Origin of the sequence: Paenibacillus sp. FSL K6-1122 (assembly GCF_037977015.1) — a bacterium.
GTDB lineage: Bacteria > Bacillota > Bacilli > Paenibacillales > Paenibacillaceae > Paenibacillus > Paenibacillus amylolyticus.
Map to the genome: position 1 here is coordinate 140,418 of NZ_CP150272.1, position 21,736 is coordinate 162,153.

Sequence of the window (21,736 nt, forward strand, 5' to 3'; positions counted from 1 at the left end):
AATGAACGCGAAAGTTTGAGACAAGCCTTGGCTTGGATCGACTGGAGCACAAATGAGATTTTTAATCTCGTCAGATTCAAAATGAGCTTATCGCTCTTTTCAATACTTTATTGGAGAGTTTGATCCTGGCTCAGGACGAACGCTGGCGGCATGCCTAATACATGCAAGTCGAGCGGACTTGAAGAGAAGCTTGCTTCTCGGATGGTTAGCGGCGGACGGGTGAGTAACACGTAGGCAACCTGCCCTCAAGTTTGGGACAACTACCGGAAACGGTAGCTAATACCGAATAATTGTTTTCTTCGCCTGAAGGAAACTGGAAAGACGGAGCAATCTGTCACTTGGGGATGGGCCTGCGGCGCATTAGCTAGTTGGTGAGGTAACGGCTCACCAAGGCGACGATGCGTAGCCGACCTGAGAGGGTGATCGGCCACACTGGGACTGAGACACGGCCCAGACTCCTACGGGAGGCAGCAGTAGGGAATCTTCCGCAATGGGCGAAAGCCTGACGGAGCAATGCCGCGTGAGTGATGAAGGTTTTCGGATCGTAAAGCTCTGTTGCCAGGGAAGAACGCTTGGGAGAGTAACTGCTCTCAAGGTGACGGTACCTGAGAAGAAAGCCCCGGCTAACTACGTGCCAGCAGCCGCGGTAATACGTAGGGGGCAAGCGTTGTCCGGAATTATTGGGCGTAAAGCGCGCGCAGGCGGTCATTTAAGTCTGGTGTTTAATCCCGGGGCTCAACCCCGGATCGCACTGGAAACTGGGTGACTTGAGTGCAGAAGAGGAGAGTGGAATTCCACGTGTAGCGGTGAAATGCGTAGATATGTGGAGGAACACCAGTGGCGAAGGCGACTCTCTGGGCTGTAACTGACGCTGAGGCGCGAAAGCGTGGGGAGCAAACAGGATTAGATACCCTGGTAGTCCACGCCGTAAACGATGAGTGCTAGGTGTTAGGGGTTTCGATACCCTTGGTGCCGAAGTTAACACATTAAGCACTCCGCCTGGGGAGTACGGTCGCAAGACTGAAACTCAAAGGAATTGACGGGGACCCGCACAAGCAGTGGAGTATGTGGTTTAATTCGAAGCAACGCGAAGAACCTTACCAGGTCTTGACATCTGAATGACCGGTGCAGAGATGTACCTTTTCTTCGGAACATTCAAGACAGGTGGTGCATGGTTGTCGTCAGCTCGTGTCGTGAGATGTTGGGTTAAGTCCCGCAACGAGCGCAACCCTTATATTTAGTTGCCAGCACTTCGGGTGGGCACTCTAGATAGACTGCCGGTGACAAACCGGAGGAAGGTGGGGATGACGTCAAATCATCATGCCCCTTATGACCTGGGCTACACACGTACTACAATGGCCGGTACAACGGGCTGCGAAATCGCGAGATGGAGCCAATCCCAACAAAGCCGGTCTCAGTTCGGATTGCAGGCTGCAACTCGCCTGCATGAAGTCGGAATTGCTAGTAATCGCGGATCAGCATGCCGCGGTGAATACGTTCCCGGGTCTTGTACACACCGCCCGTCACACCACGAGAGTTTATAACACCCGAAGTCGGTGGGGTAACCGCAAGGAGCCAGCCGCCGAAGGTGGGATAGATGATTGGGGTGAAGTCGTAACAAGGTAGCCGTATCGGAAGGTGCGGCTGGATCACCTCCTTTCTATGGAGAATCGTTTCCTGCAACGGAAACATTCAAATACAAAATCTAGCCAGGTCGGCTAGTTACTCACTCGTTGCTCAGTTTTGAGAGCTTAAACTCTCAAACGTTTGGTGGCGATAGCGAAGGGGTTCCACACGTTCCCATCCCGAACACGACCGTTAAGCCCTTCAGCGTCGATGGTACTTGGACCGCAGGGTCCTGGGAGAGTAGAACGCCGCCAAGCGTAACCCATTTTGGGTTCAAATAGTATATGTAATGTGGGCCCTTAGCTCAGTTGGTTAGAGCGCACCTCTGATAAGGGTGAGGCCGGTGGTTCGAGTCCACCAGGGCCCACCATCTATACCTTTAAACTTTATATGGGGCCATAGCTCAGCTGGGAGAGCGCCTGCCTTGCAAGCAGGAGGTCAGCGGTTCGATCCCGCTTGGCTCCACCAAAAAAGTCTTACAAGTTTGTTCTTTGAAAACTAGATATCGAAACGAAACAAACGCGAATTAGAACATTCCTTTTTAGCTGAACTTGTGTTAAACAAGTTTTAATAAAAACGGTAGTCAAATTGCTTTTGTGATGGTATCGGGTGAGAGCGACTTTTGGCTTTGCGCAAGCAAAACAAGGGAAGCGAGCGACCGAAACCGGAACAAAATGGTTAAGCTACTAAGAGCACACGGAGGATGCCTAGGCGCTAGGAGCCGATGAAGGACGTGGCGAACAACGAAACTGCCTCGGGGAGCTGTAAGCAAGCTTTGATCCGGGGGTGTCCGAATGGGGAAACCCAGCTGGGGTAATTTCCAGTTACTCACAACTGAATACATAGGTTGTGTAGAGGCATACCAGGGGAACTGAAACATCTAAGTACCCTGAGGAAGAGAAAACAATAGTGATTCCGTCAGTAGCGGCGAGCGAACGCGGAGAAGCCCAAACCAAAGAGCTTGCTCTTTGGGGTTGTGGGACGTCTCACATGGAGTTACAAAGGAACCGGTTAAGCGAAGAGGTCTGGAAAGGCCCGCCAAAGAAGGTAAAAGCCCTGTAGTTGAAAGTTGGTTCCCTCCGAGACGGATCCCGAGTAGTGCGGGGCACGTGAAACCCCGTATGAATCCGGCAGGACCATCTGCCAAGGCTAAATACTTCCTAGCGACCGATAGTGAAGCAGTACCGTGAGGGAAAGGTGAAAAGCACCCCGGAAGGGGAGTGAAATAGAACCTGAAACCGTGTGCTTACAAAAAGTCAGAGCCCGTTTTAGGGGTGATGGCGTGCCTTTTGTAGAATGAACCGGCGAGTTACGTTCCCGTGCAAGGTTAAGGTGAAGAGCCGGAGCCGCAGCGAAAGCGAGTCTGAATAGGGCGACTTAGTACGTGGACGTAGACCCGAAACCGGGTGATCTACCCCTGTCCAGGGTGAAGGTGCGGTAACACGCACTGGAGGCCCGAACCCACGCATGTTGAAAAATGCGGGGATGAGGTGGGGGTAGCGGAGAAATTCCAATCGAACTCGGAGATAGCTGGTTCTCCCCGAAATAGCTTTAGGGCTAGCCTCGGAAAACAGAGTCGTGGAGGTAGAGCACTGATTGGGTGCGGGGCCCGCAAGGGTTACCAAGCTCAGTCAAACTCCGAATGCCATAGACTTACTTCCGGGAGTCAGACAGTGAGTGCTAAGATCCATTGTCAAAAGGGAAACAGCCCAGACCATCAGCTAAGGTCCCCAAGTGTGTGTTAAGTGGGAAAGGATGTGGAGTTGCACAGACAACCAGGATGTTGGCTTAGAAGCAGCCATCATTGAAAGAGTGCGTAATAGCTCACTGGTCGAGTGACTCTGCGCCGAAAATGTAACGGGGCTAAACACACCACCGAAGCTATGGCTTGATGCTTTGCATCAGGGGTAGGGGAGCGTTGTATAAGGGTTGAAGGTGTACCGTAAGGAGCGCTGGACATTATACAAGTGAGAATGCCGGTATGAGTAACGAAAAGATCAGTGAGAATCTGATCCGCCGAAAGCCTAAGGGTTCCTGAGGAAGGCTCGTCCGCTCAGGGTAAGTCGGGACCTAAGGCGAGGCCGAAAGGCGTAGTCGAAGGACAACAGGTCGAAATTCCTGTACCACCGTAAGCCGTTATGAGCAATGGGGGGACGCAGTAGGGTAGTGACGCGGACTGATGGATGTCCGTCTAAGCAGTAAGGCTGATGTGTAGGCAAATCCGCACATTGTAAGGCTGAGCTGTGATGGGGAGCGAAAATTATAGTAGCGAAGGTCATGATCTCACACTGCCAAGAAAAGCCTCTAGCCAGGTGATGGTGCCCGTACCGCAAACCGACACAGGTAGGCGAGAAGAGTATTCTAAGGCGCGCGGAAGAACTCTCGTTAAGGAACTCGGCAAAATGACCCCGTAACTTCGGGAGAAGGGGTGCCCCGGTAGTGTGAATAGCACGAGGGGGCCGCAGTGAAAAGGCCCAAGCGACTGTTTAGCAAAAACACAGGTCTGTGCGAAGCCGTAAGGCGAAGTATACGGGCTGACGCCTGCCCGGTGCTGGAAGGTTAAGGGGAGTGGTTAGGAGCAATCCGAAGCTGTGAACCGAAGCCCCAGTAAACGGCGGCCGTAACTATAACGGTCCTAAGGTAGCGAAATTCCTTGTCAGGTAAATTCTGACCCGCACGAATGGCGTAACGACTTGGGCGCTGTCTCAACGAGAGATCCGGTGAAATTTTAATACCTGTGAAGATGCAGGTTACCCGCGACAAGACGGAAAGACCCCATGGAGCTTTACTGCAGCTTGATATTGAATTTGGGTACGATCTGTACAGGATAGGTGGGAGCCTTTGAAACGTGAGCGCCAGCTTGCGTGGAGGCAACGTTGGGATACCACCCTGATCGTATCTAGGTTCTAACCTGGTACCGTAATCCGGTGCGGGGACAGTGTCAGGTGGGCAGTTTGACTGGGGCGGTCGCCTCCTAAAGAGTAACGGAGGCGCCCAAAGGTTCCCTCAGAATGGTTGGAAATCATTCGAAGAGTGCAAAGGCATAAGGGAGCTTGACTGCGAGACCTACAAGTCGAGCAGGGACGAAAGTCGGGCTTAGTGATCCGGTGGTACCGCATGGAAGGGCCATCGCTCAACGGATAAAAGCTACCCTGGGGATAACAGGCTTATCTCCCCCAAGAGTCCACATCGACGGGGAGGTTTGGCACCTCGATGTCGGCTCATCGCATCCTGGGGCTGAAGTAGGTCCCAAGGGTTGGGCTGTTCGCCCATTAAAGCGGTACGCGAGCTGGGTTCAGAACGTCGTGAGACAGTTCGGTCCCTATCTGTCGTGGGCGTAGGAAATTTGAGAGGAGCTGTCCTTAGTACGAGAGGACCGGGATGGACGTACCGCTGGTGTACCAGTTGTTCCGCCAGGAGCACCGCTGGGTAGCTATGTACGGACGGGATAAACGCTGAAAGCATCTAAGCGTGAAGCCCCCCTCAAGATGAGATTTCCCAGTATGTAAGACCCCTTGAAGACGACGAGGTAGATAGGCTGGGGGTGGAAGTGCAGCAATGCATGGAGCTGACCAGTACTAATCGGTCGAGGGCTTATCCAATAGCAAGTTCTAAATCGCATGTTTCGTTTCGAATCTAGTTTTCAGGGAGCAATCCTTGAATGATGTTGATGATTGTTATTTGGAGAGATACCCAAGTGGCTATAAGGGGACCCTCTGCTAAGGGGTTAGACTGCGTAAGCGGTGCGAGGGTTCGAATCCCTCTCTCTCCGCCATCTTTACCTAAAGATGGACAAGCAATCAAGACACAAATAATATGGCGGTGTAGCTCAGCTGGCTAGAGCGTACGGTTCATACCCGTAAGGTCGGGGGTTCGATCCCCTCCGCCGCTACCATATTACCCAGGAGGCTTAGCTCAGCTGGGAGAGCATCTGCCTTACAAGCAGAGGGTCGGGGGTTCGATCCCCTCAGCCTCCACCATATACGCCGGTGTAGCTCAACTGGTAGAGCAACTGACTTGTAATCAGTAGGTTGGGGGTTCAAGTCCTCTCGCCGGCACCATTAATGCCTGGAACCGTGGTGTAGTTGGCCTAACATGCCTGCCTGTCACGCAGGAGATCGCGGGTTCGAATCCCGTCGGTTCCGCCATTAATCCTAAAAATTAAATATGGCTCGGTAGCTCAGTCGGTAGAGCAGAGGACTGAAAATCCTCGTGTCGGCGGTTCGATTCCGTCCCGAGCCACCTTTAATCCCTGGAGGATTAGCGAAGTGGCCAAACGCATCAGACTGTAAATCTGCTCCCGTACGGGTTCGGTGGTTCGAATCCATCATCCTCCACCAGTTTTATGAGTCATTAGCTCAGTTGGTAGAGCACCTGACTTTTAATCAGGGTGTCGAAGGTTCGAGCCCTTCATGACTCATCTTTAAGAAAAGAGTGATTAATCATTAATTTGATTAGTTGCTCTTTTTTTGTTATGTAATTTTAGCTCAATATGGATATTTATTAATGCTGGGCAAGATATGATAAACTAATAGAAAACATGCAGAGTGGTGACGTTCATTATATGAAGCTCATACCTGATCTAAAACAGCAAATTGAAGTCATTATAGGCACAACTTTAGACGAATATGAAATTACAATAGAAGAATGGATGCAATCTGTTGCCAATCTAGTTGGTAATCATGAAAATTCAGAGACCTTTGGTGATGAAGGTGAGCGTCAGGAGTTATCTGATCAATCTGCATCTCCAATTTCATCCGATGTGATCAGTTTGAAAACGGGAAAGCGTATATTTTTTAAGGTTCGGATGAATGAGCAAGAAGAGACTGTCGTGTGTTGGGGATGCCCTGCAAAATCTATTACCGTGGAGACACGACAATTGATTGAGCTTTTGATCCGTACTAACACGGCTCTACCCGATGAGGTACAACCTGTTGTATATGAGAATGATAGGGAGCAGTATTTGACTGAATTGGGTCTCTGGCTTAAAGAGCAGATCGAAGAACCAACCAAGCAGGAATTTGAAGCGGTTCCTGATCGCTTTGTGGTGCCCGCAGGATTAAATGCTGAGAAGATTCTCTTCTTGCTGCAAGGGGATACACCGGATGCACATCGTTTACGATCCAAGGAACTCAACAAGTTGCTTGAGAGTTACTTTGGCGAGGAGATAGTCTTGATTCCTTTGGGGGAGCAAGAGTGGATTTTCATGGGTGATAAAGAAATTGTTACAGAAGAAGCCGAGGAAGATACAACGGAAGCCAAAAAGGATTCACTGAACGCTTTTTGTCTGGGGTTACATGAATTGGTTGCCAGTGAGTGGGCTGGAGTGTTCCATCTGTCTGCATCTCTGCCATGCATTCCTGCGCAACAACTTGTATCGGTCACAGTTCTTCTTAAAGAAAGTGTTCACTTAGGGAGAGCATTCCATGTTACGCAGCATATTCATCTCCCATGGGATCTTCACCTGGAGCGGTTGGTAGCGAGCATTCCAGATGATCAACGTATACGTTTTATAAAGGAAACTGGTAAAGACACGGTAATCTTCAATGACAGTGAGACACTTGCTACGCTGGAGACCTTTTTTAGCCTGGACTGTAATGTCAGCGAGACAGCGAAACGACTTTTCATTCATCGTAATACGTTGGTTTATCGTCTGGACAAGATAAAACAGGAGATTGGTTACGATGTGAGGCACTTCGAAAGTGCTGTTCTAGTGCAGTTTTTACTACTAATGTACAAAGTGACGAAAAAGCATTGATATTTTTGTGCAGTTTGCGGATAGTCAAACCTCACGTAGATAGGGTATTATAAAAATACAAATTGTATTCGATTACAAAATGATCTCTGAGGAGGCAACAATCATGGCTGGAGTACGTTTAGAGCATATTTTCAAAAAATACCCGGGTTCTGATAAAGCAACTGTAGTTGACATTAACCTGGACATTAAAGATAAAGAATTTCTGGTACTGGTAGGTCCGTCCGGTTGTGGTAAATCAACAACACTTCGTATGATCGCAGGCCTTGAGGAAATTTCTGAAGGTAAACTCTATATCGGTGACCGTGTCGTTAATGATGTTGCACCTAAAGACCGCGATATCGCGATGGTATTCCAATCCTATGCCTTGTATCCGCATATGAGCGTATATCAAAACATGGCGTTTGGTTTGAAATTGCGTAAGGTTAAAAAAGATGAGATCGACAAACGTGTACGTGAAGCAGCTAAAATCCTGGATATCGAACATTTGCTTGAGCGTAAACCTAAGGCATTGTCCGGTGGTCAACGTCAACGTGTCGCTTTGGGACGTGCGATTGTCCGAGATCCACAAGTGTTCTTGATGGATGAGCCTCTCTCCAACTTGGATGCCAAACTGCGTGGTCAAATGCGTGCTGAGATCACTAAACTTGCGAAACGTTTGGAAACAACTGTTATCTACGTAACGCATGACCAAATCGAAGCTATGACGATGGGTGATCGGATCGTTGTTATGAAGGATGGTATCATCCAACAAGCAGCTTCTCCGGAAGAGTTGTACAACCTGCCGGCTAACCTGTTCGTAGCTGGTTTCATCGGTTCCCCGACAATGAACTTTATCTCGGGTAAACTCGCTGAGCAAGGTACTAGCATGCATTTCATAGCTCCTGGTGTGGATGTTGAAATCCCGCAAGGTAAAGCACAAGTGTTGAAATCTAGAGGATACATTGGTAAAGAAGTGATTCTGGGTGTTCGTCCAGAAGACATTCACGAAGAGCCAGTATTCCTGGAAGCATCCCCGAACTCTGTATTCTCTACACACGTAGATGTTACAGAGAACCTGGGTCACGAAATGCTCCTCTACTTGAGCGGTGTTGGTAATGATACAACGATCGCACGTGTAGACGGACGTTCTAACACTCGTGATGGTTCCACAGTTAAAATGGCCATCGACATGAACAAAGTTCATATCTTTGACAAAGAGACTGAAGTGAACGTACTTCTTCAAGACAAATAATACTGGGATTCCTCGGTGACGATGGAACCTGACAGTTAACGCAATTATACATTGTAATGAGAGCCCCTTCCGTTATTGCTGGAAGGGGCTTTTTTAAGATTAATGAATTTATAAGTTTCGGCAGAGTTGAAGGATTAATAATCGTAAGAAAAACACCCCTTGAACTACGAATGTAGTATCCTAGAAGGTGCTTCGATCAGAAGACTTTTCTTACTAATGGTTGTCGGAGGCTGCGATTGCATTCATCCCGGAATTCATTTAAGATTATTTGAAGGTCTGTCTTCATTTATTTGAGAGAATCGACTGTTGGAAGGGTATGCATTCTGTACCCCATGTTGTGAATGCGCTAATAATGGAAATAACTGATACACGATCTGATGTACATAGAGGGACAGCTAATGCTGAAAGGAAGAGACAAATGGCGAAAAAAGTGAAAGTATCTGAACTGGTGCAGCAATTTCAGTTGGAGGTTGTTTCTGGATCTCACGGATTGAAAAGAGTCATTACGGTAGATGACCTGAACCGTCCTGGTCTGGAAATGGCCGGTTATTTTGAATACCATCCACAAGAACGGGTACAGCTGCTTGGAAGAACGGAGTTAGCTTTCTTTGCAATGTTACCTGAGCAAGAGCGGCGCGATCGTATGCAACGTCTTTGTACGGAAGAGACGCCTTGTATCGTTGTCACGCGTGGACTGGAAGTTCCGCAAGAGCTGATTGATATCAGTGAAGAGCAGAATCTGGCTGTACTTCGCAGCAACATGGCTACTACGATTCTATCCAGCCGGATCACGGGATTCCTGGAAAAGAAATTGGCACCAACTGCAACCATTCACGGTGTACTTTGTGATGTCTATGGCGTAGGTATGCTGATCACAGGTAGCAGCGGTATTGGTAAGAGTGAAACAGCGCTTGAACTGGTGAAACGTGGACACCGACTGATTGCCGATGATGCGGTAGAGATCCGCCAAACGTCAGATTTTCAGCTGCACGGTACTGCACCTGAATTGATCCGCCACTTGCTCGAGATTCGAGGTGTCGGTATTATCAACGTCATGACATTGTTCGGGGCTGGTGCGGTTCGGAATAACAAACGGATTACTTTGGTTGTACGTCTGGAAGCATGGCAGCAGGATAAACAATATGATCGTCTGGGTCTGGATGAAGAGACTACACGTATCATTGATACGGATGTACCTCTTGTTACAATCCCTGTTCGTCCGGGACGGAACTTGGCGGTTATTATTGAAGTGGCAGGTATGAACTATCGCCTTAAACAGATGGGTCTGAATGCTGCGCTGCAATTCACGAACAAGCTGACAGCAACCATCTCGGAAGATATGGAAGACATGGATTAAGAAATATTTTGTACAAGGATATTGAAGATAAATGGTTGACATGTACTGCTTCTCTTAAGGCGCAGTGTATGCCAACCATTCGTCATGCGTGCGATTGATTGAATAAATAGGAGTGTGAATGAATGGATACATTATTACTGTTGAACCCGATTGCGTTCTCTATTGGAGCGTTAAAGGTTCACTGGTACGGGCTTATTCTTGGTGCTGCGGCACTTATAGGACTCCTGCTCGTGATCCGGGAGGGCAAACGATACAATATTCCACAGGAAGTGTTCATGGACATGGTCTTGCTGGGCGTGCCTTCTGCCATCATTGGTGCCCGCATCTACTACGTCGCATTTAAATGGGAAGATTATAAGGATAATTTCTGGGATGTCTTTAAAATATGGAATGGCGGTATAGCCATCTATGGTGCCCTTATTGGTGCAATCATCTGTGCAGTTATTTTCTTCCGTCGTAAAGGGTATAACTTCTGGCGTATGGCCGATATCTGTGCGCCTGGACTGCTCGTTGGACAGTTGATCGGACGTTGGGGGAACTTTGTGAATCAGGAAGCCTACGGCGGTCCTGTAGAAGAGTCATTTTTGAGAGACAAGCTTCATCTGCCGGACTTTATTGTGAATCAAATGAACGTAGAAGGCGTATTCCACCACCCTGCATTTTTGTATGAATCGATGTGGAGTCTCGTTGGTCTGGTCTTGTTGCTGGTTCTGCGTCGTCAGAAGTTTCTGCGTTCTGGTGAACTGTTCATGTCTTATTTCATCTGGTACTCTATCGGTCGTTTCTTCATTGAAGCTCTACGTACGGACAGTCTTGGCTTCCAAGCTCCGCAATGGGTTGCTTCATTAGTGAACGGGCTGTGGTCTCCAATGACTGCAATGGGCTTTGAACAAGGATATCTTGATCCTGCTTACGGTAACGTAAGAATCTCGCAACTGCTCGCGATTGGCATCATTATTGTTGCTGTTGTATTCATTGTGGTGAGAAGAGTGACAGGTAAAGCAGATGTTCGTTACAGTGATCCGATTGTATCGTCCAAAGTTACCTCAGATGATATGGAGCATACGGGAACAGTTGCTGGCAAAGAGAAAAAGGTAACACCTCCAGCCAAAGATGAATCCAAGCAAGTTGATGATAAAAAGGAGTAATGCAACATGATTGACACGGTATTGTTTGATCTGGACGGAACGATTATTGATACCAATGAGTTGATTATCAGCTCATTCCAGCATGTCATGGGGGGATGGGAGCATTCAGCTCCATGGACACGGGAACAGATCATTCCACATATGGGTGGCACACTGGAGCAGCAAATGCGTACCTTCTCTGGCCAGGAGGAAGTCTCCGAGTACGTGAAAGGTTACCGTGCTTATAATGATATCCATCATGAAGCGATGGTTAGACCTTTTCCACATGTTATTGAGGTAGTAGAGGCGCTGCATCAGGCTGGCATTGTGATGGGTGTGGTCACAACCAAAATTCGTCCATCTACATTAAAGGTGCTAGAACGTTTTGACCTATTGAAGTATATGAAGACGATTGTAACAGTAACTGACGTAACGAATCCGAAGCCGCACGCTGAACCGGTACTGAAAGCGATGACGGAACTGGGTGCAGATCCTGCCAAAACGTTAATGGTGGGTGACAGTCCAGTGGATATCCAATCGGCTCAAAATGCGGGCGCACTCTCGGCGGGGGTTGCATGGTCCCTTAAAGGGGAAACAATCCTGAACGGATATGGACCCGATCATATGTTGCATGACATGAGAGATTTATTGAAACTCATCCGTATTGAAACGGGACGTTCATGAGAAAAGTAACCCGCTATCCGGTAGAGGACCAGAATGCACTTTGGCATATCTACAAGACAGTGAGTCCGTGGAAGGGCGTTCGTAATTTTATCTGGATCCAGTTGTCACGTTACTGTCCGATCCTATCGGTGAAGAATTGGATTTACCGCCGAATGCTCGGTATGAAGGTGGGAAAACACACAGCCTTTGGCCTGATGGTGATGGTGGATGTATTTTTTCCGGAGAAAATAACGGTCGGCGAAAACTCGGTCATCGGTTACAACACAACGATTCTCGCTCATGAGTATCTCATTAAGGAGTACAGACTCGGTGAGGTGATTATCGGGGAAAATGTACTGATAGGTGCCAATACAACGATTCTGCCCGGGGTAACTATAGGAGATGGAGCTGTTGTGGCTGCTGGAGCTGTCGTACATAAGGATGTTGCACCAGGAGCTTTTGTTGGAGGTAATCCACTTCGTGATTTATCCCGCGCGGCAGCTTCTACAGAAGAAACTGTCTTTAACACGGATGATTCTTCTCAGGGTAGTGTGCATTGAGTCAATAAAGTAATGAATGAAGATGGGTTGAAGTTAAAAGCTGCTTATGGCAGCTTTTTTCGTATATAAATACCGATTGGCGAGCGTAATGGTGTGCATATAAAACGATATGTCGATCCAAGGGCAATCAAGCTTTGGTATTGTTGACGGTAGTGCGGATTTCGTGTTATCATATCCCATATCCTTTAGTTTGTTAGCACTTTACCATGTGAAAGTATTCTTGGAGAAATGAAGCATGATAAGGATTGGACTAAACCAATAGTTGAAGGCTTATGCGATAATACTGTGATTCAGGTTTATAAGATAGAATGGGGATTTACACTACATAAATCCTGTTGAAATAGAACGAGTGCAACTCTTAAATTACTGACTCGGGGTGAATATTACCAATGTCCAAACCAAAAGGTTTTGAAAAACCGACCGGATTCCGCGACTATACACCACATGTAGTATCCAAGCTGCGGACGATTGAACGCAATGTACTGGAATGTATGGAACGCTGGGGTTACCGTCAGATCATCACACCAACCATTGAATATTACGATACGGTAGGTGTGGCAAGCTCTACATCAGATCGTAAATTATTTAAATTGCTAAACAGCCGGGGAACCACACTGGTACTCAGATCGGATCTAACGGCTCCTATTGCACGCGTCGTTTCATCCATGCTCAAAGATGAGCAGTTGCCGCTGCGTCTGTCCTATCATGCGAACGTATTCCGTTCTATTGAAGAGGAAGCTGGGCGTGAGGCTGAATTTTTCCAGACGGGCGTGGAGTTGGTTGGAGACGACTCGCCTGAAGCGGATGCAGAAGTTGTTGCGCTTGCGATTGCCTCTTTGCAGGCAGCGGGTGTGTCTTCTTTTAAAATAGCGATGGGTCATATGGGATTCCTGAACGGATTACTGGAGGAAGTGATTCCAGGCCAGACCGCTGAGCAGGAGCAATTGAAGGAAGGGTTGCTCGGACGTGATTATGTCGGCTATCGCCAGTCGATTGAAGCATTGAATCTGGAGCCTAAGTTGAAAGAACAGCTTGAAGCGATCCTTCGTCTGCGTGGTGGCAAGGAAGTATGCACACATGCGGTAGAGCTAAGTTCAAGTGCTGAAGCAGCACAGTCGATTGCACATCTGTGTGCCGTATTCGAAGTGTTGGAAGCGTACGGTGTATCCGAGCATGTGCTGATTGATCTGACGATGATCGGTGATTTCTCCTATTATACGGGCATGACCTTTGAAGGGTATGCAGCCGAACTGGGATCTCCGGTATGTAGCGGCGGACGGTATGATAATCTGTTACAACAGTTTGGTCGTTCATTGCCAGCTACAGGATTTGCACTGAAAACGAACCGTATTATTGATGGTGTTCATGGCATTACCATTGAAGAGAAAAAACCGGTACTTATCCAATATACCCCGAAGCGTCGGGCCGAGGCACTAACAGAAGCGGCAAGATTACGCAGTATGGGACAAAATGTAGTGACACTCCTTCTTCCTGAAGATGGGGCTGGGGCAAGTGCCGTATCGGTTGAAGCAAGAACCGCTCACGCTGAGCAGGTTATTACTTACGGATCTGAAGAAGGAGGACGCTGAGATGTCGGATATTCTGAAGGTGGCCATGCCGAAGGGCCGAATCTATAAAAAAGCCTCCAAATTGTTTCGTGAAGCGGGGCTGGATATTCCAGAAGACGTGGACGATACACGCAGATTGGTCATCGAAGTACCGGAAGCGGGAATGGAATTCATTATGGCTAAGCCAGTAGATGTTCCAACATATGTGGAGTACGGTGTTGCCGATATCGGAATTGTTGGTAAAGACGTGCTGCTGGAGGAAGATCGGGATGTGTACGAACTGTTGAATCTGGGAATCGCTCAGTGCCGTATGTCTGTGATCGGACTTCCAGACTGGAAGCCAGGCATCCAGCAACGTGTTGCAACGAAGTATCCAAGGATTGCTTCACAGTATTTCCGGGAGCAGGGGCAGCAGGTCGAGGTGATCAAGCTGAATGGTTCCATTGAGCTAGCGCCCCTGATTGGTCTGGCAGACCGGATTGTCGATCTGGTGGAGACAGGTCAGACACTGCGCGAGAACGGATTGGTGGAGATGACAAGCATTCTGGACATCACCAGCCGTCTTATCGCCAATCGGGTAAGTTATCGGATGAAAAATGCACGAATCCAGGCTTTATGTGATGCACTTCAGCAGGTCATACCGGCATCGAATGAGATATCGGCGGGAAGCTTTCGGGGATAAACTACTGCGTCAGAAATATAGATGAGAAACATGTAAAGCAGAAGCAGAAGCAAAAGCAAGAGTAAGAGACACAAAAAGGAAACGAATCGGCCACAAAAAGGCAGGCATTACAGAGGATGAGGAGGTTGTACGTATGAAAATTGTACCTGCACGGGAGTTTGATCTGAAGCGGGAAGTGGAGTATGGCACGCCGGAGCAAAATGAAACGGTACGGCGTATTGTCAGCGACATTCGCCGTGAGGGTGATACGGCACTGCTGCGTTACACGGAGCAGCTGGACCGCACAAAGCTGACTGCCGCGGAGTTGCGCGTGCCGCAGGAAGAGCTGCAGGCGGCTTATGCAGCCGTGGAGCCATCCTTTGTGACGGCGATCCGGCAAGCCGCCGCCAACATTCGTGCGTTTCATGAGAAACAGAAACGCAACTCGTGGATGGATTGGCAGCCGGACGGCAGCCTGCTGGGCCAGGTCATCCGACCGCTGAAGCGGGTCGGCGTTTATGTACCTGGCGGCAAAGCAGCGTATCCATCGTCTGTGCTGATGAATGTGATTCCGGCACAGGTGGCAGGCGTGCCGGAGATTGTTCTCGTGACGCCGCCGTCTACGAATGGTGGCGAAGGTATTAACCCGTACATCCTCGTTGCTGCTGCGGAAGCAGGCGTGAGCGAGATGTACCGGGTTGGCGGCGCTCAAGCTATCGCCGCCCTCGCTTACGGCACGGAGAGTATTGCCCCGGTCGATAAGATCTGTGGACCGGGCAATATTTACGTGGCGCTCGCGAAGCGCGAGGTGTACGGTGCGGTCGATATCGACAGTATCGCCGGGCCGAGTGAGATTGTGGTACTCGCCGATGATACGGCGAATCCGGTGTATGTCGCCGCCGACCTTTTGTCGCAGGCGGAACATGACGAGATGGCATCGGCCATTCTCGTCACGAATTCGGCCACGCTGGCGGAAGCCGTGCAGGGCGAAGTGCAGCGGCAGCTTGAAGTACTGCCGCGGCGGGATATCGCTGCTGCATCCGTGGAGCAGTATGGCGCGATTATTGTGGTCGATTCCATCGATGAGGGAATCGACGTGGTAAACCGGCTTGCACCGGAGCATCTGGAGATCATGGTGCAGGAGCCGATGGCATACGCTGGCCGGATCGAGAATGCCGGCGCGATTTTCCTCGGCCCGTACAGCTCGGAGCCGGTAGGGGATTATTTTGCAGGACCCAATCACATTATACCGACCAATGGAACTGCGCGATTCAGTTCACCAGTGGACGTGGATGATTTTATCAAGAAATCGAGTCTGATCTATTATAGTAAAGAAGCGCTGCTGAAGAACGGAGCGGCTATTATAGAGTTGGCCCGCCATGAGGGTCTTGAAGGGCATGCCCGTGCAATTGCTGTACGGTTAGAACAGGAAGGAAAGGCGGAATCGGACAATGGATAAGCAAAATAATGGTGTGGAACTTGAAAACAAAGGTGCAGTGCGCCAAGCAGAGGTTGACCGTAAAACAAACGAGACCAATATCCAATTGGCTTTTGCCGTAGATGGAACAGGACAATCCACGATTGAAACGGATGTGCCTTTTCTGAATCATATGCTGGATCTGTTCACAAAGCACGGACAATTCGACCTGAACGTGCATGCTCGCGGAGATATTGATATTGACGATCATCACACGGTTGAAGACATCGGAATCTGTCTGGGACAGACGTTGAGAGAAGCGTTGGGTGACAAACGCGGAATCAAGCGTTACGCCAGTGTATTTGTACCGATGGACGAGGCACTCGCTCAGGTCATTATTGATGTGAGCAACCGACCTCACTTTGAATACCGTGCAGAATACCCTTCCCAACAGGTTGGCAGTTTCTCCACGGAGCTGGTACATGAATTCCTGTGGAAATTAGCGCTGGAAGCTCGGATTACGTTACATGTCATTGTGCACTATGGTCAGAACACCCACCACATGATTGAAGCGATCTTTAAGGCGCTGGGACGTGCACTGGATGAAGCAACGATGATTGATCCACGTGTAACGGGTGTGCCTTCCACGAAGGGAGTGCTGTAGACGATGGCGATTGCAATTGTCGATTACGGTATGGGTAACCTGCACAGCGTCGGCAAAGCGGTCGAACGTCTTGGCTACGAAGCGCTGGTCACGGGTGACCGGGAAGAGATTCTTGGCGCAGATGGTGTCATTTTACCAGGCGTAGGTGCTTTTGGTGATGCGATGGTTCATCTGCGGGAGAGTGGACTGGATAAGGTGGTGAAGGAAGCCGCTGCCGGGACCAAACCACTGCTCGGTATCTGTTTGGGCATGCAATTGTTATTCAGCTCAAGTGAAGAGCATGGTGAGCATGAGGGACTGGATATTTTTCCAGGTAAAGTGGTGCGATTCGCACCAGGAGAGCTGAAAGTTCCTCATATGGGATGGAACCGTTTGGAATTTCTGCACGCGGAAAATCCTCTATTTACGGGGCTTGAAGCAGGTCACGTCTATTTTGTCCATTCCTATCATGCGCTTACTGAAAACAGGGACGATCTGCTGGCGGTAACGGATTACGGACATCCGGTGACAGCCATTGTAGGCAGAGGATCCAACTTCGGCATGCAATTCCACCCAGAGAAAAGTGGAGAGCTCGGTATGAAGCTGCTTGGCAACTATTTGGCTCTGACAGGAGCACCTGTACAAAGGTAAAACATCATCTCTTCTTAACTATAGAAAGCGTACAAATCTAATTCATATTCAGGAGGCCTTGTATGTCATCTTTTATCCTATATCCGGCGATTGATATCCGGGACGGCAAATGTGTAAGACTGGTGCAGGGAGATTATAATCAGGAGACCGTGTATAACGATGACCCGGTTCAAGTGGCTTTATCCTGGGAGAAACAAGGCGGTACATATGTCCATCTGGTGGATCTGGATGGTGCGAAAGCGGGTTATCCTGTTAACGATGAGCTGATCGGGCGGATTGCCTCGGCTGTGAACGTACCTGTTCAGGTAGGTGGCGGACTTCGTACGGTAGCTGATGTAGAACGTTTGCTGGGTCTGGGTGTTAGCCGGCTGATCATTGGAACAGCAGCGATTGAGGATCGTGCATTTACAGAGGAAGTACTGGGACGTTATGGCGACAAAGTGGCAATTGGCATCGACGCTCGTAACGGTTACGTGGCAATTCGCGGTTGGCTTGAAACATCGGAAGTACAGGCAGAGGTGCTCGCGAAGGAACTGGCGGCATATGGCGCAGAAACGTTTATCTTTACGGATATATCCCGTGATGGCATGATGCAGGGTCCTAACGTAGAAGCGATTGTATCTCTTGCCAAGGCGAGCGGACGGACGGTTATTGCTTCCGGTGGTGTAAGTGTGATGGATGATCTGCTTCGTCTGAGTCGTCATGCAGATGATGGTGTTGGTGGAGCGATCGTGGGTAAAGCACTGTATACTGGGAGTATCGATCTGTCTGAAGCAGTACGTGCGGTAAACAAGTAAAGGATATTCGGGTAGAGAGGAAGAGGTAGCATGCTGGCAAAAAGAATCATCCCCTGTCTGGACGTGAAGGATGGCCGGGTCGTCAAAGGCGTCAACTTCGTTAATCTCCGCGATGCGGGTGATCCGGTAGAGCTGGCGGCACTATATGACCGCGAGGGCGCGGACGAATTGGTGTTTCTCGATATCTCCGCTTCGGTAGAAGGTCGCGAAACGATGGAAGAAGTCGTGCGGCAGACGGCGGGCGAGATCGCTATTCCCTTTACGGTAGGTGGTGGCATCTCCAAGGTAGAGGACATGAAGCGGATTCTCCGTGCAGGAGCGGATAAAATTGCAGTGAATACAGCCGCGGTACTTAATCCGCAGTTGATTGCAGATGGTGCACGTCGCTTTGGCTCGCAGTGTATCGTGGTAGCGATTGATGCCAAGTTTAACGAAGCTTGGGGCGAGTGGGAAGTCTATACCCATGGTGGACGGAAACCCTCCGGGATCAAGGCGTTGGAATGGGTTAAACAGGCTGAGAGCTTGGGCGCGGGAGAGATTCTGCTCACAAGTATGGACGCGGACGGAACAAAAGACGGCTTTGATCTGAAGCTGACGGCAGCAGTATCCGAATCTGTGCGTATTCCAGTCATCGCATCGGGCGGTGCGGGCAAAGAATCTCATTTCTATGATGTATTTACCACAGGCAAAGCGGACGCAGGGCTGGCCGCAACGATTTTCCATTACAAAGAAATCGCCGTACCGGCGCTTAAACAACATTTGAGAGAACAAGGGGTGGAGATCCGTGACTAAAGTGAGCGATGAAATCAAGGAACAGTTATCCTTGGAACAGGTTGTGGAACACATTCGTTGGAGTGACGGTTTGGTTCCTGCCATTGTGCAGGATGTAGATACTCGTGAAGTTTTAATGATGGCTTATATGAATCGCGAATCCCTGAAGTTGTCGCTGGAATCCGGGGAGACCTGGTTCTGGTCACGCTCCCGTCAGGAGTTGTGGCATAAAGGGGCAACATCTGGCAACGTGCAGACGATTACTTCCCTAAAATATGATTGTGACGGCGATACCTTGTTGGTTGAGGTGAAACCGAACGGTCCGGCTTGCCATACAGGGGCGGTAACTTGTTTCCATAATGAAATCATTGGTTTGCCAGAGAAATCGGCAGACAAGGCTTCGGATGAAGCGGGTGCGGCATCTGCTTCTGCAAGTTCCGGTTCCGAAAGTCGCTTTGAGGTATTGGCTGAACTGGAATCCGTTATTGCAGAGCGTGAACGTGAGCGTCCTGAGGGTGCATATACAACGTATCTGTTTGATAAAGGTGTAGACAAAATACTGAAAAAAATCGGTGAAGAAGCGTCCGAGACGATCATCGCCGCCAAAAATAAAGATAATGACGAGCTTCGTCTGGAAGTCAGTGACCTGATGTATCACCTACTCGTCCTGTTACAGGAGCGCAAGCTGCCGCTGGACGATATTATGTCAGAGCTGAGCCGCCGTCATGAACGGCCTCGCCGCGATTAGGAGGCGAGTTACGTGCGTATAGACTATCACACACACCATGAGCGGTGTGGACATGCCGTTGGCAAACTGGAAGAGTACGTACAGCGTGGTGTGGAGATCGGACTATCCCAGATTGGATTGTCCGATCACATGCCATTGTTGCATGTCGATCCGGCTCAATATTATCCGGAAATGGCGATGCCTATGGATGAGCTGCCGCGTTACGTAGAGGAGTGTTTCTCCCTGAAAGAACGTTACCGTGGTCAGATTGACGTACGTGTTGGTCTGGAAGGTGACTATATTGAAGGCTGGGAAACAGAGATCCGCGCGATCATTGAGCGCTATCCATGGGATTATGTGATTGGCTCTGTTCATTTTCTCGGGGAATGGGACATTACGGATTTCCGCCAGACCCATCACTGGGAGGGCAAAGACATCCTTGAGGTATATCGTCAGTACTACGATGCCGTAAGCAAGGCAGCCGCCACGGGCATGTACGATATTATGGGCCATACGGATGTCATTAAACGGTTTGGCTTTGTTCCTTCAACGGAGCAGACAGAAGAACGTATCTCACTGGAGAACGCAGCGCTGCAGGCTATTGCCAAAAGTGGCTGCGCCATGGAACTGAATGCTTCCGGGATATCGAAGCCTTGTGTCGAGATGTTCCCTAGTCGCAGAATGCTGACAGAAGCCATTCGCTTGGGTATTCCATTAACCATGGGCTCTGATGCACATGACCCAATGAAGCTGGGCGATTATTTGCCTGAAGCTGAAGCACTTTTACATGAGTTGGGCTGTACGGAAGTCGCTGTTTTTGAAGGCCGTCATCGCTCGTTCATTCCTTTAAATGTATAAGCCATTGGAGTATAATGAGGGTAGGAAATAACCTTTTAGAGGTAGTTCAAAAAGTCCGCCTTTGATTACGAAGGATGCCTAATGGCATCTTCAGCATCGAAGCTGGAATTCAGCCGAAATAGGTGGATGCTTACGAAGTATGTTTCCTCTGGAAACATTGTGGTTGCTCACGTAGTTTTGCCTACGCTCCGCTACTCCACTTCTAGCTTTATCCCATCTTCTCGGTACTGAAAACCGGTCTTTTTGAACACTCGCTTTTAGATAAGGGATTATATAGGGACTTCAACCCTCGGGAGGGCATTATGCAGCATTCGTTACGTATTTTTTCCGGTTCATCGAACCCTAAGCTGGCAGAACAGGTATGTGACAAGCTGGGTGTACAACTGGGCAAGATCAAGCTGTCCAGGTTCAAGAGCGGAGAAATATACGTTCATTATGAAGAAACGATCCGTAATTGTGATGTGTTTCTGGTACAGTCGTTGTCTCATCCGATCAATGAGCTGTTTGTCGAGTTGCTTGTGATGATTGATGCTGCAAAGAGGGCTTCAGCGCGCACTGTGAACATCATTGTTCCGTATTACGGCTATGCTCGTCAAGAGCGCAAATCCGCACCACGGGAACCGATCTCGGCCAAGATGGTAGCAGATGTATTAACTACGGCTGGCGCCAATCGAGTGGTAACGATCGACCTGCACGCAGCGGCCATTCAGGGATTCTTCAACATTCCGGTTGACCATATGACATCACTGGATCTGATTAGTGATTATCTGTTAAGCAAAGGAATCGAGAACCCTGTTGTCGTCTCCCCGGATGCGGGACGAGCATCGATGGCAGAGAAGCTGGCGAACCGTCTGGATTCTCCATTTGCCATTATGATCAAGAAACGTCCAAGCCATAATGAATCGGTGATTACCCATGTCATTGGTGATGTAGAAGGACGGACACCTATTATTATTGAGGATCTGATCGACACTGGAACAACCATTCTGAATGTTGTGGAAGGGTTGAAGGAACGTGGCTCCAAAAATGTATATGTATGTGCAACACACGGATTGTTCTCGGATGGGGCAGTAAGTAAATTGAATCACCCGTCAATTGAAGAGGTGGTCGTTACGGACTCGATCGCACTGCCAGATGACCACCCTGAATGCTTCAAAGTGTTACCTGTTGCGCCAATGCTGGCCCGCGCCGTACGCATTATTGTGGATGGTGGCTCCATGGCCACATTGTTTAAAGATTCTGGCATATAGAGCATCGAAGATATAACGGTGTGCTGCCAGATGAACTGTTCCGTGTCTGAGTTGTTGTCTGCTCAGCACGG

The 21,736-nt window shown here is 49.1% G+C and carries 16 protein-coding genes, 10 tRNA genes and 3 rRNA genes; all 29 read left to right on the forward strand.

Going from position 1 to position 21,736, the window contains the following annotated elements:
• Positions 1-107: 107 nt before the first annotated feature.
• A 16S ribosomal RNA gene (locus tag NSQ20_RS00665) occupies positions 108-1,660 on the forward strand.
• A gap of 106 nt (positions 1,661-1,766) precedes the next feature.
• Positions 1,767-1,883: ribosomal RNA gene (gene rrf / locus NSQ20_RS00670) — 5S ribosomal RNA — on the forward strand.
• Positions 1,884-1,919: 36 nt separating this feature from the next.
• A tRNA-Ile gene (locus tag NSQ20_RS00675) sits at positions 1,920-1,996 on the forward strand.
• 22 nt (positions 1,997-2,018) lie between these two features.
• A tRNA-Ala gene (locus tag NSQ20_RS00680) sits at positions 2,019-2,094 on the forward strand.
• Positions 2,095-2,302: 208 nt separating this feature from the next.
• Positions 2,303-5,228: ribosomal RNA gene (locus NSQ20_RS00685) — 23S ribosomal RNA — on the forward strand.
• The 16S, 23S and 5S rRNA genes sit together here with 10 tRNA genes alongside, the layout of an rRNA operon.
• Positions 5,229-5,309: 81 nt before the next feature.
• Positions 5,310-5,401: transfer RNA gene (locus tag NSQ20_RS00690), tRNA-Ser, on the forward strand.
• Between the two features lie 43 nt (positions 5,402-5,444).
• Positions 5,445-5,521, forward strand: a tRNA-Met gene (locus tag NSQ20_RS00695).
• A gap of 9 nt (positions 5,522-5,530) precedes the next feature.
• Positions 5,531-5,606, forward strand: a tRNA-Val gene (locus NSQ20_RS00700).
• Between the two features lie 5 nt (positions 5,607-5,611).
• Positions 5,612-5,687: transfer RNA gene (locus NSQ20_RS00705), tRNA-Thr, on the forward strand.
• Between the two features lie 9 nt (positions 5,688-5,696).
• Positions 5,697-5,774: transfer RNA gene (locus NSQ20_RS00710), tRNA-Asp, on the forward strand.
• Between the two features lie 21 nt (positions 5,775-5,795).
• Positions 5,796-5,868: transfer RNA gene (locus tag NSQ20_RS00715), tRNA-Phe, on the forward strand.
• 12 nt (positions 5,869-5,880) lie between these two features.
• Positions 5,881-5,966 (forward strand) — tRNA-Tyr (locus NSQ20_RS00720).
• Between the two features lie 7 nt (positions 5,967-5,973).
• Positions 5,974-6,046, forward strand: a tRNA-Lys gene (locus NSQ20_RS00725).
• Positions 6,047-6,190: 144 nt separating this feature from the next.
• On the forward strand, positions 6,191-7,384 hold the full coding sequence (locus NSQ20_RS00730) for a helix-turn-helix domain-containing protein (protein WP_340031595.1): 1,194 nt from the start codon (positions 6,191-6,193) through the stop codon (positions 7,382-7,384).
• Positions 7,385-7,487: 103 nt separating this feature from the next.
• Positions 7,488-8,615 carry a sn-glycerol-3-phosphate ABC transporter ATP-binding protein UgpC gene (gene ugpC / locus NSQ20_RS00735; protein ID WP_017691279.1) on the forward strand — a complete coding sequence of 376 codons (1,128 nt, stop codon included), beginning with the start codon at positions 7,488-7,490 and terminating at the stop codon, positions 8,613-8,615.
• A 418-nt stretch (positions 8,616-9,033) separates the two neighbouring features.
• Complete coding sequence (gene hprK / locus NSQ20_RS00740) at positions 9,034-9,972, forward strand: HPr(Ser) kinase/phosphatase (protein ID WP_017691278.1); 939 nt, start codon at positions 9,034-9,036, stop codon at positions 9,970-9,972.
• Between the two features lie 122 nt (positions 9,973-10,094).
• Complete coding sequence (lgt, locus tag NSQ20_RS00745) at positions 10,095-11,120, forward strand: prolipoprotein diacylglyceryl transferase (protein WP_340031596.1); 1,026 nt, start codon at positions 10,095-10,097, stop codon at positions 11,118-11,120.
• A gap of 6 nt (positions 11,121-11,126) precedes the next feature.
• The gene (gene ppaX / locus NSQ20_RS00750) at positions 11,127-11,783 is read left to right on the forward strand and encodes a pyrophosphatase PpaX (protein ID WP_017691276.1); all 657 of its coding nucleotides are present in this window, start codon (positions 11,127-11,129) and stop codon (positions 11,781-11,783) included.
• The gene (locus tag NSQ20_RS00755) at positions 11,780-12,322 is read left to right on the forward strand and encodes a DapH/DapD/GlmU-related protein (protein ID WP_036616162.1); all 543 of its coding nucleotides are present in this window, start codon (positions 11,780-11,782) and stop codon (positions 12,320-12,322) included. Before ppaX ends, NSQ20_RS00755 begins: the two co-directional genes overlap by 4 nt.
• A 389-nt stretch (positions 12,323-12,711) precedes the next feature.
• Positions 12,712-13,911: an ATP phosphoribosyltransferase regulatory subunit gene (locus NSQ20_RS00760; protein ID WP_036616165.1), complete on the forward strand. Its 1,200-nt coding sequence runs from the start codon at positions 12,712-12,714 to the stop codon at positions 13,909-13,911.
• A 1-nt stretch (position 13,912) separates the two neighbouring features.
• A complete protein-coding gene (gene hisG, locus NSQ20_RS00765) occupies positions 13,913-14,572 on the forward strand; it encodes an ATP phosphoribosyltransferase (RefSeq protein ID WP_036616167.1) in 660 nt (219 codons plus the stop codon).
• Positions 14,573-14,705: 133 nt separating this feature from the next.
• Positions 14,706-16,010 carry a histidinol dehydrogenase gene (hisD, locus tag NSQ20_RS00770; protein ID WP_340031597.1) on the forward strand — a complete coding sequence of 435 codons (1,305 nt, stop codon included), beginning with the start codon at positions 14,706-14,708 and terminating at the stop codon, positions 16,008-16,010.
• Positions 16,003-16,632 carry an imidazoleglycerol-phosphate dehydratase HisB gene (gene hisB / locus NSQ20_RS00775; protein WP_340031600.1) on the forward strand — a complete coding sequence of 210 codons (630 nt, stop codon included), beginning with the start codon at positions 16,003-16,005 and terminating at the stop codon, positions 16,630-16,632. Before hisD ends, hisB begins: the two co-directional genes overlap by 8 nt.
• A 3-nt stretch (positions 16,633-16,635) precedes the next feature.
• Entirely contained in the window at positions 16,636-17,262 is a 627-nt protein-coding gene (gene hisH / locus NSQ20_RS00780; protein ID WP_340031601.1) for an imidazole glycerol phosphate synthase subunit HisH, read from the forward strand.
• A 62-nt stretch (positions 17,263-17,324) separates the two neighbouring features.
• Positions 17,325-18,059, forward strand: coding sequence for a 1-(5-phosphoribosyl)-5-[(5-phosphoribosylamino)methylideneamino]imidazole-4-carboxamide isomerase (gene hisA, locus NSQ20_RS00785; RefSeq protein ID WP_340031603.1), 735 nt, complete (start codon positions 17,325-17,327; stop codon positions 18,057-18,059).
• Positions 18,060-18,089: 30 nt separating this feature from the next.
• Positions 18,090-18,851: an imidazole glycerol phosphate synthase subunit HisF gene (gene hisF, locus NSQ20_RS00790; protein WP_338589869.1), complete on the forward strand. Its 762-nt coding sequence runs from the start codon at positions 18,090-18,092 to the stop codon at positions 18,849-18,851.
• A gap of 1 nt (position 18,852) precedes the next feature.
• Positions 18,853-19,578 (forward strand): bifunctional phosphoribosyl-AMP cyclohydrolase/phosphoribosyl-ATP diphosphatase HisIE, encoded by a 726-nt coding sequence (gene hisIE / locus NSQ20_RS00795; RefSeq protein ID WP_076216873.1) that lies wholly within the window; start codon positions 18,853-18,855, stop codon positions 19,576-19,578.
• A gap of 12 nt (positions 19,579-19,590) precedes the next feature.
• Entirely contained in the window at positions 19,591-20,415 is an 825-nt protein-coding gene (gene hisJ / locus NSQ20_RS00800) for a histidinol-phosphatase HisJ (protein ID WP_340031604.1), read from the forward strand.
• 302 nt (positions 20,416-20,717) lie between these two features.
• Positions 20,718-21,665, forward strand: coding sequence for a ribose-phosphate pyrophosphokinase (locus NSQ20_RS00805; protein ID WP_036616184.1), 948 nt, complete (start codon positions 20,718-20,720; stop codon positions 21,663-21,665).
• Positions 21,666-21,736 lie beyond the last annotated feature (71 nt).

Excerpts from the sequence above, each read along its gene's own strand:
- NSQ20_RS00730 (WP_340031595.1), top strand. The coding sequence starts at position 6,191 with ATGAAGCTCATACCTGATCTAAAACAGCAAATTGAAGTCATTATAGGC.
- ugpC (WP_017691279.1), top strand. The coding sequence starts at position 7,488 with ATGGCTGGAGTACGTTTAGAGCATATTTTCAAAAAATACCCGGGTTCT.
- hprK (WP_017691278.1), top strand. The coding sequence starts at position 9,034 with ATGGCGAAAAAAGTGAAAGTATCTGAACTGGTGCAGCAATTTCAGTTG.
- lgt (WP_340031596.1), top strand. The coding sequence starts at position 10,095 with ATGGATACATTATTACTGTTGAACCCGATTGCGTTCTCTATTGGAGCG.
- ppaX (WP_017691276.1), top strand. The coding sequence starts at position 11,127 with ATGATTGACACGGTATTGTTTGATCTGGACGGAACGATTATTGATACC.
- NSQ20_RS00755 (WP_036616162.1), top strand. The coding sequence starts at position 11,780 with ATGAGAAAAGTAACCCGCTATCCGGTAGAGGACCAGAATGCACTTTGG.
- NSQ20_RS00760 (WP_036616165.1), top strand. The coding sequence starts at position 12,712 with ATGTCCAAACCAAAAGGTTTTGAAAAACCGACCGGATTCCGCGACTAT.
- hisG (WP_036616167.1), top strand. The coding sequence starts at position 13,913 with ATGTCGGATATTCTGAAGGTGGCCATGCCGAAGGGCCGAATCTATAAA.
- hisD (WP_340031597.1), top strand. The coding sequence starts at position 14,706 with ATGAAAATTGTACCTGCACGGGAGTTTGATCTGAAGCGGGAAGTGGAG.
- hisB (WP_340031600.1), top strand. The coding sequence starts at position 16,003 with ATGGATAAGCAAAATAATGGTGTGGAACTTGAAAACAAAGGTGCAGTG.
- hisH (WP_340031601.1), top strand. The coding sequence starts at position 16,636 with ATGGCGATTGCAATTGTCGATTACGGTATGGGTAACCTGCACAGCGTC.
- hisA (WP_340031603.1), top strand. The coding sequence starts at position 17,325 with ATGTCATCTTTTATCCTATATCCGGCGATTGATATCCGGGACGGCAAA.
- hisF (WP_338589869.1), top strand. The coding sequence starts at position 18,090 with ATGCTGGCAAAAAGAATCATCCCCTGTCTGGACGTGAAGGATGGCCGG.
- NSQ20_RS00805 (WP_036616184.1), top strand. The coding sequence starts at position 20,718 with ATGCAGCATTCGTTACGTATTTTTTCCGGTTCATCGAACCCTAAGCTG.